The sequence below is a fragment of the Kitasatospora sp. NPDC058184 genome (assembly GCF_042883725.1).
Classification (GTDB): domain Bacteria; phylum Actinomycetota; class Actinomycetes; order Streptomycetales; family Streptomycetaceae; genus Kitasatospora.
In genome coordinates this window covers 131812-146924 of the sequence record NZ_JBHVVE010000008.1, presented here as the reverse complement: position 1 = coordinate 146924, position 15113 = coordinate 131812, and the positions used below count along the sequence as shown (strand labels likewise).

Genomic DNA, 15113 nt, shown 5'->3' with positions numbered 1-15113 from the left:
GGACCGCCTCCGGTGCCCCGGCGGTCGACGGCTGGATCCGGGCTTCCCGGCATGACCACCTCCTGTGAGGGACGCGCCCGACGGTGCCGGACGGGCTCCAGCGACGGGATGCGATCCGTCGCCGGACGCGCCCCGGTGACGGACGCGTCCGACATCCAAGCGCGCCCGGCCGGGCGAGTCGAGGGACGCGGCCGAAACGGAGGGTGTCTCACCCCTTGCACACCCCCAGCGGCACCAGCCGGGCGACCTGCCGGGCCAGCCCCGCGGCCTCGGTCACGGCGGCCACCGCGTCGACGTCCTTGTACGCCTCGGGGGTCTCCTCGGCCAGCGCCCGCCAGGAGGCCGGCCGCACCGCGATCCCCCGCGCCTCCAGCTCGCTCTTCAGCCGCTCGCCGCGTACGGTGCGCAGCGCCTGGTGGCGGCTCAGCACCCGCCCGGCGCCGTGGCAGGCGGAGCGGAAGGCCTCGTTGCCGGGCAGTCCGACCATGACGTACGAGGCGGTGCCCATGGTGCCCGGCACCAGCACCGGCTGCCCGGCCTCCACCAGGTCGGCGGGCAGGTCGGGGTCGCCCGGCGGCAGCGCCCGGGTGGCGCCCTTGCGGTGCACGCACAGCGTCCGGAGCTCGCCGTCCACCTCGTGGGTCTCCAGCTTGGCGAGGTTGTGCGAGACGTCGTAGACCAGCTCCAGCCCGACGCCGAGCACGGTGGCGAAGGCGCGGCGGGCCGCCTCGGCGAGCAGCTGCCGGTTGGCCCGGCCGTAGTTGGCGGCCGCGGTCATGGCGCCCAGGTAGGCACGGCCGCGCGGGGAGTCGACCGGGGTGCAGGCGAGCTGGCGGTCCGGGAGCTCGATCCGGTAGCGGTGCAGTTCGCGGTCCATGGCGCGGACGTGGTCGGTGCAGATCTGGTGGCCGAGGCCGCGCGAGCCGCAGTGGATCATGACGCAGACCTGTCCCGGCCGCAGTCCGAAGGCGGCGGCGGTCCGCGGGTCGTGCACCCGGTCGACGGCCTGCACCTCCAGGAAGTGGTTGGCCGATCCGAGGCTGCCGACCTGCTGCAGCCCGCGCTCGACGGCCCGGGTGCTCACCTCCCCGGGAGCCGCGCCGGCCAGCACGCCGCGGTCCTCGCAGCGTTCCAGGTCGCGCGGCACACCGTGGCCGTGCTCGACCGCGTAGCGGGCACCGCCGATCAGCAGCTCGTCCAGCTCCTCCGGTCCGCCGAGCCGCCACAGGCCGCCCCGGCCCAGGCCGCGCGGGACGGTGCGGTCCAGCAGGTCCATCAGGCGGCCGATCCGCTCCGGGTCGAGTTCGTCCCGGCCGACCCCGGCCGCCAGCAGCCGGACCCCGCAGGAGATGTCGAAGCCCACCCCGCCCGGCGAGACCACCCCGCCCCGCTCGACGTCGGTCGCGGCGACCCCGCCGATCGGGAAGCCGTAGCCCCAGTGCACGTCCGGCATCGCGAAGGAGGCGCGGACGATCCCGGGCAGCGTCGCCACGTTCGCCACCTGCTCCAGCGCCTTGTCCCCGGCGGCCTGCGGCAGCAGCGCGGCGCTCGCGAACACCACCCCGGGCACCCGCATCGGCGGGCGCGGCTCGATCCGCCAGCGGTACCGGCCGGCCTCGGTCAGTGCGATCTCCACCTCGCTCACCCCGCTCCCGCGGCTCCGGCCCACCGCGCCGGGACCGGGCTCAGACGTCCACCGTGGCCTGGCAGGTCCAGCCGTCCGGCCCGGCACTCAGGTCCAGGTCGTGCAGTGAGACGGCCTTCGGCACGGCGCCGACCAGGGCGGCCGTGGCGGCGTCGGCCATCCGGAACCGGACCGCCACCCGACGGGCGCCGTCCAGGCCCTCGATCGGACCGACCGCCACCGCCACCGGCAGTTCGCCGTCGACGTCCATCCGGTAGACGACCTCCTCCAGGACGCCCGCCAGCAGGTCCGGATCGCTCACCGCGAGGACCGTGCAGCCGCGCTCACCGACGATCCGCGCGCCGGCCAGGTCGGCGAAACTGCCGACGACGCCGTGCACCAGCTCGCCGATACAGCCCTCCGCCGTCGGCGCCCAGGCCTCGACCCGCAGGTCGGCCGTGTGCGGCACACTCCGGTGCCCGCCGGCGGACCGGCCGGCAGGCTCGTCTCCGTCCACGAGCGACGCCTCCCGCACCCGTTTCCCTCTCCCCTCCAGCCTCGTCCCGCGGCCCACCCGGGGGCAAGTGCGGCCCGCACCGGAGGCCTTTCTCGACCCAGGGACCTCGGTGGTCCGCACACGCCACGCTTCGGCCTGCCACGGTGGATGTCGGGCAGTTGCGGGAGACTCCCGCCGAATCCGGCTTCTCCCTGATGGCCAGGGCCCGACCACGACGGACACCGATCGTCTACGGGCATAGCGGACGGCCGTCGGACGTCCACCGCGCCGCAGGCCTGCCCTCGACGGTCTTGCCGGTGCCAGGTTCGTCTCGTGGCTGGACTCCGGCCGGACGGTCCGGTTGAGGATCAAGCCGCTCCCTTCAGGGGCGATCGGGGTGACGGTGAGCGACGACCCGTCCTCGCAGGTGACGGTCAGCCTGCCGATGTCCCCGCCGGTCGGGTGGATCGAGGAGCATCGAGCGCGCCTGGTGAAGGCACGACAGCTCCTCACAGGCTGACGCCCTGCCGACACCGGTCGTCCGCCCACCCGGCAACGGCCTCGTCGCCCATCGGCCTGGCCTGGCACCTGGTGGATGCCAGGCACCCCGGCCCCGCCTCAGCCCGAGCGCAGCGCCTCGAAGCCGAGCAGGAGGGCGTCGAGCGCGACGGCGAACCGCTCGGCGTCGTCCGCGCCGGGCGGATCGTCGGGATCCGCGCCGTGGGCGACCGCCTCGGCGTGTTCGTCCAGCTCGGCTGGGACCGGCCGGCCACGGACTGACCGGTGGCGGATCGGGGCCGTCCCCGTGCGGCCGAACGGTGGCCGTGTCTGCGCGACGGGCAGCGCGTCGTGCCCGATCAGGCAGTCCGGACTGCCTTCGCGCCTCTGGTGGAGCTCCTGCCCGTCTGTTAGTCAGGAGGGTGACCGCCTGCCGTGCGAGAGGGAGACCATGCACGCCCAGCACAGCGCGAAGACCGATGAGGCCGAGCGCAGCCGTCCACCGGCGAGCAAGCCCGCGATCGGGGGCGCGCCGCCTCTCCTGGCCCTCCAGCGCAGCGTCGGCAACGCGGCGGTCGTCCGGATGCTCCGCCGGACCGGACGGCCAGGGGCTCAGGAAGAGCCCAGGCAGGGCGACGAATTCGACTACGGGCAGGCCGAGCACGCCGTTCAGCGCTCCACCGTCCAGGACGTGCTGCGCTCCCCGGGGCGTCCGCTCGACCACGGCACGCGCGCCGAGATGGAAGGCCGGCTCGGCGCGGACTTCTCGGACGTCCGCATCCACACGGACGCCGCCGCGCGGGCCTCGGCAGTGGACGTGGGCGCCCGCGCCTACACCTCCGGCCACCATGTCGTCATCGGCGAGGGCGGAGGCGACAAGCGCACCCTCGCCCACGAACTCACCCACGTCATCCAGCAGCGCCAGGGCCCCGTCGCCGGAACGGACGACGGCACCGGGCTGAAGGTCTCCGACCCCTCCGACCGCTTCGAACGCGAGGCCGAGGCCAACGCCGTTCGCGTCATGCGGCGGTCGGTGCTTCCGTCGACGCGGGCCGAGGGCGGAGCCGCCGTCGGCACCCGTACCGACGTAGCGGTGCAGCGCGCGACGGCGGAGGAGGACCGCGAGGTCGCGGCGAACCTCGCGGAGGCCGCCGGCGGGCGCCTCGGGAGCACCGAGCCGTGGGCGCGCGAGACGTTCGATCCCCATGACACGGAGATCGGCGCGGACAGGACCGGTGTCCACATCGCCAGTGTCCAGGCCCCCACGGACAAGGTGATGAAAGCGGGTGCGCAGTGGTCGGCCGTCGAGCTGGATAAGAAGAAGAAGCTCCTGGGCGAGGCGCTGGACACCGCGTTCCTCGAATGGAGCAAGCGGTACGACCCCGAGCAGGTGTACATCTTCACCGCGCCGGAGTACTACTTCAGCGGCCAGGGCACCCACTTCCTGAGCGGGGACCAGGCGGCCGGCGTGGACGAGTGGCTCGCCGACCGCCTGGCGATCCTGCCCAGCAACTACCTGGTGGTGCCGGGAACCATCGGCCGCCGCCGTTCCCTCGACGCGCACGAATCGGACCAGGCGCGCGCCGACCAGCGGGAGGGCCGGAAGCGGCTCAAGGAGAACATGGGTGCCGACAACGGATACGCCAAGGACTCGGTAGCGGAACTGGAGGAGATCTGGGAGCAAGGACCTGACCCCGACGGGTCGGGCAACGTGACCGTGTTCGACAACTACGCGCGTGTCTTCCAGGGCGGCCAGGATCCGAAGACCTACACGAAGCGTTTCGAGGCGCCGGACTGGGGAGGAGCTCCGGACCGTTCACCGGAGGAGATGGAGCAAGGCTTCTTCGCCATCGGGCAGGAGAACTTCGAGACCACGGTGAAGGGCGTTCAGGTCCGTCTCCAAATATGCTCGGACAACGCCGCGGAGAGCCTCTGGAACGAGCCGTACGAAGGCGTCCACATCCTGGTGGCGGCGAACTTCGGCGACGCGGGCGAGAGCCAGGCCAACATGCACGGGGACACCTTCGTCGTGGCCGACTCGGGACATTCCCAGCTCTTCGAGGCCGACAATCCGGTCCCGCCGGCGGACAGCGTCGAGGACCTCCGGTACCACGCTGCCGAGAAGCGGAAGATGACGGGCAAGAGCCCGGAGGCGACCAGCACGAAGGGACCGGTCTCGCTGAACTTCTACCGCACGGCGACCCGGGAACCCAGCGCCCAGTAGGCGCCGGGGCGGTGGGCGAGGCCGATCGCGTGCCCTGCGGGTGCCGCCGCCCGCCGGGTCAGGCCGTGGGGAACTCGACCCGGACGCGCAGTCCGCCCGTGCTGCCGGGGTCGGCGGTGACGGTGGCGTGGTGGGCGCGCGCGATGGAGGCGACGATGGACAGGCCGAGGCCCGCGCCCTCACGCGGGCTGTGCCGACGCTCCTGGAGGCGGCGGAAGGGCTCGAAGAGGTAGGGGACCGTCTCCGGCGGCACCTGGGGGCCGGTGTTGGCGACCTCCAGGACGCCGTCGCGCACGTCGACGTCGACCCGGCCGCCGTCGTGGTTGTAGCGCAGGGCGTTGCCGACCAGGTTGCGTACCAGGTGTGCCAGCAGCACCGGATCACCGTCGACGGACACGGGGGCGGTGTCGGTCCGGACGGTGACGCCGTTCGCCCGGGCTTCCTCCGGGGCGGCGCACTCGGCGGCCACCGCGCGGGCCAGCTGGTCCAGTGCGACCGGTTCGCGGTGGTCCAGCCTCTGGTCGGAGACGGACAGCAACAGCAGGCCCTCGATGAGCCGTTCGCTGCTCTCGGAGACCTCGATCAGTTTGCGGCGGACCCGGGCGACGGCGGCCGGGTCCCCGGTGGCCAGCCCGATCTCGGCCGCGGCCCGCTGCACCGCGAGCGGAGTGCGCAGTTCGTGTGCGGCGTTGGCCGCGAACCGCTGCTGCGCACCGACCAGTTGCTCCATGCGGTCGAGCATGTCGTCGAAGGTGTCGGCGAGCTGTTTGAGTTCGCCCGGGGGTGCGTCGAGGGCGATCCGCTCGTGCAGGTTCTCACCCGAGAGCCGCCGCGCCGTGTTGGTGATCACCGCCACCGGGCGCAGCACCCGTCCCGACATCCACCAGGCCAGTGCCATCGAGATGACGGCGAAGGCGGCCAGGGCGATCAGGGAGACGGTCAGCAGCTGGTTCTGGGCGGCCTGCTCGGCGGCCTGGGTGACGACCTTGACGGCCTGGAAGTGGGACTGTCCGCCGTCGGCGGGGTCGGCTCCGGCGGGGGCGCTCCCGGGTGGGGCGTTCGCGGGTGCGGCGGTTCCCACCGTGAGGGTCTTCGCCGCCGCGGCGGGGTCCGGGGTCGCCAGTGTGGCCAGTCGCGGTTCGACGGCGACGGCCGTGCTGATCGAGGTGTACAGCCCCTCCCGGACCAGGAAGTTGACCAGGACGATGAGCATGGCCCCGGCGAGGACGAGCAGCCCGCCGTAGAGCATGGTCAGCCGGCCCCGCTCCCCGCCCGGCAGCCGCGGGCGTGCTCTGCCCGGCAGCGGAAGCAGCGGAAGCAGCGGAAGGCGGTTCGGGCCGATCGGGGCGGAGCGCCTCACGCCGGGACGCCGATGCGGTAGCCGTGGCCGGGCACGGTGTCGATGACCGAGGGCTCGCCGAGCTTGGCGCGGAGCTTGCTGAGGGCGACCCGGACCGCGTTGGTGCGGTATCCCATGTTCCGCTCCCACACCTGGTCGATCAGGTCCTCACCGCTGACCACGGCGCCCTCGGCCTGCATCAGCACCTCCAGGACGCCGAACTCCTTGCGGGACAGGGCGAGGTAGCGGCCCTCCCGGAAGGCCTGGCGGCGGGCGGTGTCGAGGGTGATGCCGGCACGTTCGATGACCGGCGGAAGGGCGGGGTGGGTGCGGCGGCCGAGGGCCAGGACCCGGGCCAGCAGTTCCTCGTAGGCGAACGGCTTGGTGAGGTAGTCGTCCGCGCCCAGGTCCAGGCCGTCGACGCGGTCGCGGACGGTGCCGGCGGCGGTGAGCATCAGCACCCGGGTCAGCAGCCGCTGCTCGACGACGCTCCGGCACACCTCGTCGCCGTGCGCTCCGGGCAGGTCGCGGTCGAGTACGAGCACGTCGTAGTCGGTGAGGCGCAGCCGGTCCAGCGCGTCGGCGCCGTTGTACACGACGTCGACGGCCAGGGCGTCGCGCCGCAATCCCTCGGCGATCATGTCCGCCAGGAATTCCTCGTCCTCCACGATCAGTACACGCATGACATCAGGTGTACCTGAAAGCCACCTTTCGTCGCCGTAAAGGTCTCGGCTGACAGCGGCGAAACGCGGGTGCGTGCCAGCCTCTGCGTCGTCGGTCACCCGGTATCGGAGACGTATCGGACACGGTGGCCGGCCGCTCGCAATCGGACACGGAGGAATTCCATGCGGAACCACATGCGGAACCACAGGTACGGCGCGGCGGCCGTGCTGGTGGCGGGGATGGCGCTGTTCACCGCGGCCTGTGGCGGAGGCGCCACGGGCTCCGGCGGGGGCGGCGGCTCGGACTCGTCGGGCAGGGGCGCGGCGGCGGACCAGGCCTACGAGCACCGTAAGTGCCTGCGCGAACACGGCGCCCAGGTGAAGGAGCCGGAGCCGGGCCAGGACCCGCGGGGCATGGTCCTCGAGGGCGGCCAGGACAAGATGGCGGAAGCCCTCAAGGCCTGCGGTGGAGCCGGTGGCGCGGGCGGCGCGAAGATGTCCCAGGCCGACAAGGACAGGGCGCTCAAGTTCGCCCAGTGCATGCGCGGTAACGGTGTGGACATGCCGGACCCGAAGTTCGACGGCGACTCGGCGATGTCGGGACAGGCGATGAAGGTCCCGGAGGGCCCCGACAAGGACAGGTTCGACAAGGCGAACAAGGCGTGCAGTGGTCAGAATGCGGAGTGAGCGCGGGCGGAGCCGCCGAACGTACCTGATCGCCGCGCTGGTCACCTCGGTCTCGCTGGTGGGCGGGGTCACGGCCCTGTCGCAGACCGGCGGCGGCGCGAGCGCCGGCACGGAGCGCACGGACGGGCTGCCGCCGAGCACGGGCTCGGTGGAACGGCAGGACCTGAGCAGCCGGACCCAGGTGGACGGGACCCTCGGGTACGCCGAGGAGCGCCGGTTCAACGCCGGTGTGACGGGCACCCTCACCTGGCTCCCGGAGCCCGGCGCGGTGGTGGAGCGCGACGGGGTCCTCTACGAGGTCGACGGCCGGAAGGTCCGGCTCATGGTCGGCGAGCGCCCCGTGTACCGGACGCTGAAGGCCGGCGACAAGGGGCCGGACGTCAGACAGCTGAAGGAGAACCTCCGCGCCCTGGGCCACGGCAAGGGGCTGGCCGCGGACGAGGAGTTCACCCCCGGCACCGTGGAGGCGGTCAAGCGCTGGCAGAAGGCCCACGGTCTGGCCCAGACCGGCGAGATCGGCCCCGAGCAGATCGCCTTCTCGCCCGGTCCGGTGCGGATCAAGAAGAACGACGCGGCCGTCGGCGACCAGGCCGCTCCCGGCAAGCCGGTCCTCACCACCACCGGCTCCGAACGGCAGGTGCAGATCAGGATCGACGTCTCCCGGGCCGACCTCGCCAAGCCCGGTACCCGGGTCGAGGTCGCTCTGCCCGGCGGCGGCAGGGCCAAGGGCAAGGTCGCCTCCGTCGACCGCACCATCGGTGAGGACGGCAAGGAGCAGGGCTCCCCGGACAAGCCCGCCAAGATCACCGCCCGGGTGGTCTTCGACGACCCGGGGCAGGCCGAGGGCTTCGACCAGGCGCCGGTCACCGTCGAGCTCGAGGGCGAGGTCCGCGAGGACGTGCTGACGGTACCGGTCAACGCCCTGCTCGCGCTGACCGGCGGGGGCTTCGGCATCCAGGTCGTGGAGAACGGGAAGGTGCGCGAAGTCCCGGTCGAGCTCGGCATGTTCGGACAGGGCCGGGTCGAGGTCAGCGGGACCGGTCTGGCCGAGGGAATGAAGGTCGGGGTGCCCACGTCATGAGCGCGGTGGTCGAGTTGAACCAGGTCACCAAGGAGTATCCGGGCGGGGTCGTGGCGCTGCAGGGGGTGGACCTGCGCATCGGAAGCGGCGAACTGCTCGCCATCGTCGGCCCTTCGGGGTCGGGCAAGTCCACCCTGCTGCACATCGTCGGCACCCTGGACCGGCCCAGCGCCGGATCCGTCACCCTGGCGGGCCACGACGTCGCCGCCCTCTCCGACCGCAGGCTGTCCGCCCTGCGCGCCCGGCACATCGGCTTCGTCTTCCAGTCCTTCCACCTGGTGGCCGGGGTCAGCGCCCAGGACAACGTCGCCGAGGGCCTGCTCTACTCGGGCCTGCCGCGCGCCCAGCGCCGCAGGCGCGCGGCCCTGGCCCTGGAGCGGGTCGGGCTCGCGGACCGCATGCACCACCGGCCGCACGAGCTGTCGGGCGGCCAGCGGCAGCGGGTGGCGATCGCCCGGGCGGTGGTCGGCGAGCCGGACCTGCTGCTGGCCGACGAGCCGACCGGCGCGCTGGACTCCGCCTCGAGCGAAGCGGTGATGGAGCTGCTGCACGACCTCAACGCCGACGGTGCCACCATCGCGGTGATCACCCACGACGGCGAGATCGCCGACAGCCTGCCCCGCCAGGTCCGGATCCGCGACGGCCGCGTCGTGGCGGACCTGCGCACCGGCGCCGCCGTCCCGGCCGATCGGGGTGGGGAGCGATGAGCCGCACACGGCTCTCCCCGGGCCGGCTCGGCCCCCGTGACGTCCTCCACGTCGGCTCGGCCGGCCTGCGCACCCGGCCACTGCGGGTGGTGCTGTCCGCGCTGGGCATCGCCATCGGCATCGCCACCATGATCGCGGTGGTCGGCATCTCCTCCTCCAGCAAGGCCCAACTCCTGAGGCAGCTCGACCGGTTGGGCACCAACCTGCTGGTGGCCTCCCCCGGCCAGGGGCTGTTCGGCGAGAAGGTGAAGCTGCCCGAGGAGTCGGTCGGCATGCTGAGCCGCGTCCCCGGGGTCGAGCAGGTCGGCGCGACCGGTGACCTGGCGCAGTCCGTCCGGCGCAGCGAGAAGATCCCCGACGACGAGACCGGCGGCATCACCGTGAAGGCCGCCACCGAAGGACTGCTGGACGTCGTACGCGGCGCGGTCGGCTCGGGCACCTGGCTCAACGAGGCCAACGGGCGCTACCCGTCGACGGTGCTCGGACACGTCGCGGCCCAGCGCCTGGGCATCACCGCCCCCGGTCAGCAGGTCCACATCGGCGACCGGTACTTCACCGTCATCGGCATCCTCGACCCGCTGCCGCTGGCTCCCGAGATCGAGCGGGCCGCCCTGGTCGGCTGGGACGGCGCCGGCACGCTGCTGGGCTTCGACGGCCACCCGACCCAGATCTACGAACGGTCGACGGACCGGACGGTCAGCGCGGTCCGCGAGCTGATCCCCCGCACCGTCGATCCGCAGAACCCGCACAACGTGCAGGTCACCGACCCCTCCTCGGCGCTCCAGGCCAAGGCCGCCACCGAGGGGGCGTTCACCGACCTCCTGCTCGGACTGGGCGGGGTGGCGCTCCTGGTCGGCGGCGTCGGGGTCGCCAACACGATGATCATCTCGGTGCTGGAGAGGCGCCACGAGATCGGACTGCGCCGCTCCCTGGGCGCCACCAGGGGCCAGATCCGCCTCCAGTTCGTGACGGAGTCCCTCCTGCTCTCCGGGCTGGGCGGACTGGCCGGCGTGGCCCTGGGCGCGGCCGCCACCTACGCCTTCGCCGCCTCGGGCGGCCTGCCCTGGGTGGTCCCCCCGTGGGCCGTCACCGGGGGCTTCGCCGCCACCCTGCTCATCGGCACGGTCGCCGGCCTCTACCCGGCCGTCCGGGCCGCCCGCCTCTCCCCGACCCTCGCCCTCCACGCCGGCTAGCGGGCCGCACGGGTGGGGCACCCCTCCGGGCGCCCCACCCTCCGGTCCGCGGCGGGTGAGGCAACTCCCATACGCAGGGTGTCACTTGATCCTCATCCTCGCGCGGGACGCCTCCCCGACGCGCAACCCCCGCGACGGGCAGGGCCTCCGTGATCTACCGTTCACCCGGTGAGCTCCCACGACACCGAACCCGACACACCGGCCGCCGTGACAGTCCGCTGCCAGGACAACCGCGCCGTCACCGTACGGCTCCGCGACCCCTCCCGGCCCGACGAGGACCGCGTGCGGTACGCGGTCGAGGCCTCCGCACCGGGGCTGGCCATCCGCGTCGACGAGGTGGTCGCCTGGAACCGGGGCGCCGGCCTGGCGGCCTTCCTCGAGGAACTGGCCGCCGACTTCCGCGGCTGGGACGGACAACGGGTCTGGCAGACCGACGACCGGGACCTCACCGTCAGCGCGGTCTTCCGCTCCGGCGGTCACGTCGGACTGACCTGGACCCTTCGCCCCTGGAGGAGTGCGGCCGGCGGTTGGGAGGCCTCCGTCACGACCTGGCTGGACGCCGGCGAGCAGACGTCCGCCCTCGCGGCCGACGTCCGTGGCTTCCTCACCCAGCAGGACGGCGCCCGTGGCTGACCTGCGGCTCATCTGGACCCTCGACGGACCCGGGTGGGCGGACTGCCGTGTCACGGACGGGCAGAACGATGCCGAAGTCACAGCCTCGTACATCACCAACGCCCCTGAGGACCTCCTGACGGCGATCGCCCGGCTGGTCAGCGGCGAAGCCGAGACACGGGCCCAGTTCGAGGCGGAACCCACCGCTTTCCGGTGGATCTTCTACCGCGAAGGCGACGACGTGTGGATCCGCCTCCTCCGACTACCGGACGGCGCCCGGCACGACAACGCCGGCACCGAGATCTGGTCGACCCAGCAGGACGTCGACACCGTGGCGCGAGCGGTGATCCGCTGCTTCGACGACGCCGCCACGAAGTACGGCGAGAGCGGATACCGCGGCAAATGGGGCGAGCACTTCCCCCGCACCGAGCTCGAAGCCCTCAGGTCGCTCTGGCGCACGCACCGGTCCGACCCGGCGGCCTGACCCCCGACCCCGTCGGTCTGCGGTGCTGCTGCCGTCGGTGCCGCAGGGGCCGATGAGGGCTTCACCGAGTGCCAGGAACAGGCCGTTCCCGTCGGTGGCGTGCTGCCAGTCGAAGTGGCAGGTCCCGCCGAAACGGCCGACGCCGGGCCCGTACGGGCCCACATCGCAGGTGGCTTGACGGTCCGCCCGCGCCCGGCTGCCCGGCTGAGGTCGGCTCCGCTGCTTGGGCGGGTCTGGGCACGGTGGGCGGCGGCATCACCCGTCGGCGTGCCACGTGCCGACACCGTGTGTGGTGCCGCCGTTGAAGCGGACCTATCGTGGCCCACGACAAGGGGAGGGCGGGGACGTGAACTTGACGGTGCGCCACAGACATTGGACGGTCACGGTGGGGTTGATCGCGGTGGCGGTGTCGGCATGCTCCGAGGGGGCGGGCGGATCCGACTATCCGTTGCCGTACAAGCGGCGGGACGCATCGGTCCTGCGCCGCATCGCGCTCGCCGACCCGTCCACGAAGAACACGGCCGTGGCGGCGAACGACCGCACGATCACGATGGAGGTCTCCTGGAGCGGCTGCGACTACAAGCCCGACCTGGTGGCACGGGAAACGGACAAGCAGGTCGCACTGCTGCTCAAGCGCCGCGACGCCTCGGGCCCGAACATCGGCTGCGAGGACGGCGGCATCGCCGAGCTGACGGTCGTCCTGCGTCAGCCACTCCGCTCCCGCTCCCTGACCGACGTCCTCACCGGCGAACCCGTCCCCTACACCCACGCCTGACAACAGCCCGTACCACGCCTTCGAAGGCTCAAAGCCGGCTTGCCAGGGCGCACCTCGGAAAGACGGCCTCCGGGACACCGGCCCCGCGCCCGCGGAGCTCCGAAACCGAACTGAATGAATTGGCGCGCTCTGATCCCAATCACAGCAGGTCAGGAAGTGTCGGCCCCGCGCTCGCGGGGATAACTCCCTGGCCCTCGAGATGCAGATCCGCACCGCGAAGTCGGCCCCGCGCTCGCGGGGATAACTCAACCTCCATCCCAGCTGGGGGAAAGAACGCTCACTTGCCCCAACGGTGCTACCGGCCCGTCGATGATCATCGGGGATCCCGGCACCGCCTCGACCTTGACCAGCGATCGGCCGCGCTGGTGGCGGTGTCAGTCCCCCGTGTCACCGTGTGACCCATGATCAACAATCTGGAGGGCCTCGACCGCGTCGACTGGTCGTCGATGGGCCACGCCTATGGTCCGGCTGACGAAGTACCGCTGTGGCTGGAGCAGATGGCCTCGCCGGACCCGAACGTCCGGGAGCGGGCCTTCAGCCGCTTCTACAGCTCGGCCCATCACCAGGGCGACGTCTACTCGTGTACGGCGGCGAGCCTTCCGTTCCTCCTCGCGCTCGCCGACGACCCACAGGTACCCGACCGCGCAGCTGTCATCCGGCTCATGCTCAGCATCGGCAGCGCGGCACTGGACTGCGACCCCGACGGCGTCTACTACAGTCCGTCCGGCCACGCGTCGACGCCCCACGCGGATGTCGTGCCTCGGATGCGTGGGCGCATCGAGGACTTCGTTCGGCACGCGGCGGACCCGGATCCGCAGGTACGACAGGCCGCCGTCCCGGCCCTGGGGCTGTTCCTCGACGACGCCGAGCGGGCGTTCGCCCTGCTGCGTGAGCGGCTGGCGGCCGAGAGCGGCACTCTGGAGCGGCTCCTGGTCATCGAGACCGCCGCGACGCTGGCCCAACGACTGCCAGGCGCGCTCGGCCCGGTGACGACCTGGCTCGCCGTGCTGGCGGCCGACCCCGCGTTGGACGCCGACATCCGGCTCGCCGCCCTCGTCCACCAGGCCGCCTGCACACCGGAGGCGATCGACGACAGCCTCGTCCCGACGGCGACCGGTCTGCTCCGGCAGCTCACCCCCGAACCGGAACCCGAGCCCGAGGACGAGGCCCGACCGGCTGACTGCGGGCAGTGCACCTGCACAGGCATCGCCACCGAACCCGCACCGGACCGAGGTGTCCCGCCGCAGATAGCCGCCGTCTTCGACGACCTCGACCGCCACGGCCGCGTCCACGCCCCCACCACCGAGCTGCTGACCACCTTCCACCGGGTGCTGGACGCGCGGGTGCCCGAACGCACCGCCCTGCTCACCGCCCAACTCCGCAGCCCCGACGCGGCCACCCGCTACGACGCCGTCACCATGACCTGGGACCTGATCCGCTCCTGGCGCGGCAACCACACCAGCCTCGTCCTCCTGCTCGCCGCCTGCCTGCTCCCCGACGACCCGTACACCACCGCCGAAGCGGCCGAAACCCTCGGCAAGCTCCCCCCAACCCTCGCCGAACCCGCACGTGAAGCCCTCGCCACCCTCGTCCAGGCACACCGCACCACCCACGGCGCGAACGTCTGGGCCGCACGACACCCGCTGCTGCGCAGGGCCCACCAGCAGGCGGTCACGGCGCTGGCCGGCCTCGGTGACGAGCGAGCCCTGCCCGGCCTGCTGACGGCGCTCGACACCGGCATCGACGACTGGCGCGCCGTGCAGGTCGCCGGACACCTCCCGCAGGCCGCCGGAGAACTGCTGCCGAGGCTGACCCGGCGCCTGGCCGACGCGGACTTCTCCTGGCCCTGGGGATCCGCCACCGCGCTGATGGCCGCTCTCAACGGGCTCGGCGACCCGGCGGCTGTACCCGCGCTCACCACGGCCCTCACCACCGCCGTCGAGCAGGAGCAGTGGCAGACCGCCGGCGCGGCCCTCTACGCGCTGGGATCCATCGGCACCGGCGCCGCGTCAGCGCTGGAGACGGTCCGGCCGCTCCTCGACGCCGAGGACACGGACCTGCGCTTCGCGGCCGTGAAGGCCCTGTGGGACATCGAGTGCAACCCCGCCGCTGCCGTGCCGCGGCTGACCGCCCTGCTCGACACCAGCAAGGACCAGGACGCCGCCGACGTCCTCGGCCGGATGGGAGGGTCTGCGGCCGCAGCACTGCCCCGCCTGCGGCAGTTGTCCGAAACCGGCCATATCGGGATCCGGGTACACGCCGCCGCCGCGATCCACGACATCGGCGGCCCAGCCGAGGCCGCAGCCGTCCTACCTGTGCTGCTGGAGGCATGGGAAGCGAACGACTCGACCACAGGCCCCGTCGTGGACTGCCTCCAGCGGATGGGCCCCGCCGCCGCACCCGCCCTTCCACGGATCCACGCCGAACTCGCCCTCGCCCGCCGAAGCAGCGGCTTCTTCGGGAATATCAAGAACGACGAGGCACTGCTGCGCGCTGCCCGGGCCGTCATCGAGCACCTGGCCTGATCGGATCAGGTAGTCGCTTGACCTTCTCACTCCGATCTCGCCTGTCGTCCCGGTGATCGGGTGGGTGCCGATCACCGCAGACTCCGGCTCGATCATGAACTCCTCCCTGGAGCCGGTGGTGCTGTTCGACGATCCGCAGACGCCGATCATTTCGACCGTCAACAGCACTCTCACCAGTTGGGCCGACCGCTCCTACGTGCACCAGG

General features: G+C 72.6%; 14 protein-coding genes and 1 pseudogene. 11 read left to right on the top strand and 4 right to left on the bottom strand.

The window, feature by feature from the left end:
• Positions 1 to 208 precede the first annotated feature (208 nt).
• Both ACFVXH_RS17595 and ACFVXH_RS17590 read right to left on the bottom strand, forming a co-directional pair.
• A complete protein-coding gene (locus ACFVXH_RS17595) occupies positions 209 to 1636 on the bottom strand; it encodes an RtcB family protein (protein ID WP_369808284.1) in 1428 nt (475 codons plus the stop codon).
• A 49-nt stretch (positions 1637 to 1685) separates the two neighbouring features.
• The gene (locus ACFVXH_RS17590; protein WP_049650929.1) at positions 1686 to 2141 is read right to left on the bottom strand and encodes an archease; all 456 of its coding nucleotides are present in this window, start codon (positions 2139 to 2141) and stop codon (positions 1686 to 1688) included.
• Positions 2142 to 2430: 289 nt separating this feature from the next.
• Here ACFVXH_RS17590 and ACFVXH_RS17585 point away from each other — a divergent pair.
• The 3 genes and pseudogenes from ACFVXH_RS17585 to ACFVXH_RS17575 all read left to right on the top strand — a co-directional run.
• Positions 2431 to 2640: pseudogene (locus tag ACFVXH_RS17585) on the top strand (DUF5959 family protein); the annotation flags it as partial.
• Positions 2641 to 2711: 71 nt separating this feature from the next.
• Positions 2712 to 2900 (top strand): hypothetical protein, encoded by a 189-nt coding sequence (locus ACFVXH_RS17580; RefSeq protein WP_387824540.1) that lies wholly within the window; start codon positions 2712 to 2714, stop codon positions 2898 to 2900.
• A gap of 169 nt (positions 2901 to 3069) precedes the next feature.
• The gene (locus tag ACFVXH_RS17575; protein ID WP_387824537.1) at positions 3070 to 4842 is read left to right on the top strand and encodes a DUF4157 domain-containing protein; all 1773 of its coding nucleotides are present in this window, start codon (positions 3070 to 3072) and stop codon (positions 4840 to 4842) included.
• 58 nt (positions 4843 to 4900) lie between these two features.
• On the opposite strand, the gene ACFVXH_RS17570 is transcribed toward ACFVXH_RS17575, so the two are convergent.
• Positions 4901 to 6202, bottom strand: coding sequence for a sensor histidine kinase (locus ACFVXH_RS17570; protein WP_387824534.1), 1302 nt, complete (start codon positions 6200 to 6202; stop codon positions 4901 to 4903).
• Complete coding sequence (locus ACFVXH_RS17565) at positions 6199 to 6864, bottom strand: response regulator transcription factor (protein WP_387824531.1); 666 nt, start codon at positions 6862 to 6864, stop codon at positions 6199 to 6201. Before ACFVXH_RS17565 ends, ACFVXH_RS17570 begins: the two co-directional genes overlap by 4 nt.
• Before the next feature lie 162 nt (positions 6865 to 7026).
• Between ACFVXH_RS17565 and ACFVXH_RS17560 the strand changes: the two genes are divergently transcribed.
• From ACFVXH_RS17560 to ACFVXH_RS17525, 8 genes are all read left to right on the top strand, one after another.
• A complete protein-coding gene (locus ACFVXH_RS17560; RefSeq protein WP_387824528.1) occupies positions 7027 to 7530 on the top strand; it encodes a hypothetical protein in 504 nt (167 codons plus the stop codon).
• On the top strand, positions 7520 to 8611 hold the full coding sequence (locus ACFVXH_RS17555) for an efflux RND transporter periplasmic adaptor subunit (protein WP_387824525.1): 1092 nt from the start codon (positions 7520 to 7522) through the stop codon (positions 8609 to 8611). Before ACFVXH_RS17560 ends, ACFVXH_RS17555 begins: the two co-directional genes overlap by 11 nt.
• Positions 8608 to 9318, top strand: coding sequence for an ABC transporter ATP-binding protein (locus tag ACFVXH_RS17550; RefSeq protein ID WP_387824522.1), 711 nt, complete (start codon positions 8608 to 8610; stop codon positions 9316 to 9318). Before ACFVXH_RS17555 ends, ACFVXH_RS17550 begins: the two co-directional genes overlap by 4 nt.
• Positions 9315 to 10511, top strand: coding sequence for an ABC transporter permease (locus ACFVXH_RS17545; protein ID WP_387824519.1), 1197 nt, complete (start codon positions 9315 to 9317; stop codon positions 10509 to 10511). Before ACFVXH_RS17550 ends, ACFVXH_RS17545 begins: the two co-directional genes overlap by 4 nt.
• Positions 10512 to 10679: 168 nt before the next feature.
• A complete protein-coding gene (locus tag ACFVXH_RS17540; protein ID WP_387824516.1) occupies positions 10680 to 11144 on the top strand; it encodes a DUF6228 family protein in 465 nt (154 codons plus the stop codon).
• Entirely contained in the window at positions 11137 to 11607 is a 471-nt protein-coding gene (locus ACFVXH_RS17535; RefSeq protein WP_387824513.1) for a hypothetical protein, read from the top strand. Before ACFVXH_RS17540 ends, ACFVXH_RS17535 begins: the two co-directional genes overlap by 8 nt.
• 346 nt (positions 11608 to 11953) lie before the next feature.
• Positions 11954 to 12382 carry a hypothetical protein gene (locus tag ACFVXH_RS17530; RefSeq protein ID WP_387824510.1) on the top strand — a complete coding sequence of 143 codons (429 nt, stop codon included), beginning with the start codon at positions 11954 to 11956 and terminating at the stop codon, positions 12380 to 12382.
• 401 nt (positions 12383 to 12783) lie between these two features.
• Positions 12784 to 14907 (top strand): HEAT repeat domain-containing protein, encoded by a 2124-nt coding sequence (locus ACFVXH_RS17525; protein ID WP_387824507.1) that lies wholly within the window; start codon positions 12784 to 12786, stop codon positions 14905 to 14907.
• Positions 14908 to 15113: the final 206 nt, after the last annotated feature.

What these genes read in the sequence shown, in the direction of transcription:
- ACFVXH_RS17550 (WP_387824522.1), top strand. Translation starts at nt 8,608, where the DNA reads ATGAGCGCGGTGGTCGAGTTGAACCAGGTCACCAAGGAGTATCCGGGC.
- ACFVXH_RS17565 (WP_387824531.1), bottom strand. Translation starts at nt 6,864, where the DNA reads ATGCGTGTACTGATCGTGGAGGACGAGGAATTCCTGGCGGACATGATC.
- ACFVXH_RS17555 (WP_387824525.1), top strand. Translation starts at nt 7,520, where the DNA reads ATGCGGAGTGAGCGCGGGCGGAGCCGCCGAACGTACCTGATCGCCGCG.
- ACFVXH_RS17525 (WP_387824507.1), top strand. Translation starts at nt 12,784, where the DNA reads ATGATCAACAATCTGGAGGGCCTCGACCGCGTCGACTGGTCGTCGATG.
- ACFVXH_RS17575 (WP_387824537.1), top strand. Translation starts at nt 3,070, where the DNA reads ATGCACGCCCAGCACAGCGCGAAGACCGATGAGGCCGAGCGCAGCCGT.
- ACFVXH_RS17545 (WP_387824519.1), top strand. Translation starts at nt 9,315, where the DNA reads ATGAGCCGCACACGGCTCTCCCCGGGCCGGCTCGGCCCCCGTGACGTC.
- ACFVXH_RS17560 (WP_387824528.1), top strand. Translation starts at nt 7,027, where the DNA reads ATGCGGAACCACATGCGGAACCACAGGTACGGCGCGGCGGCCGTGCTG.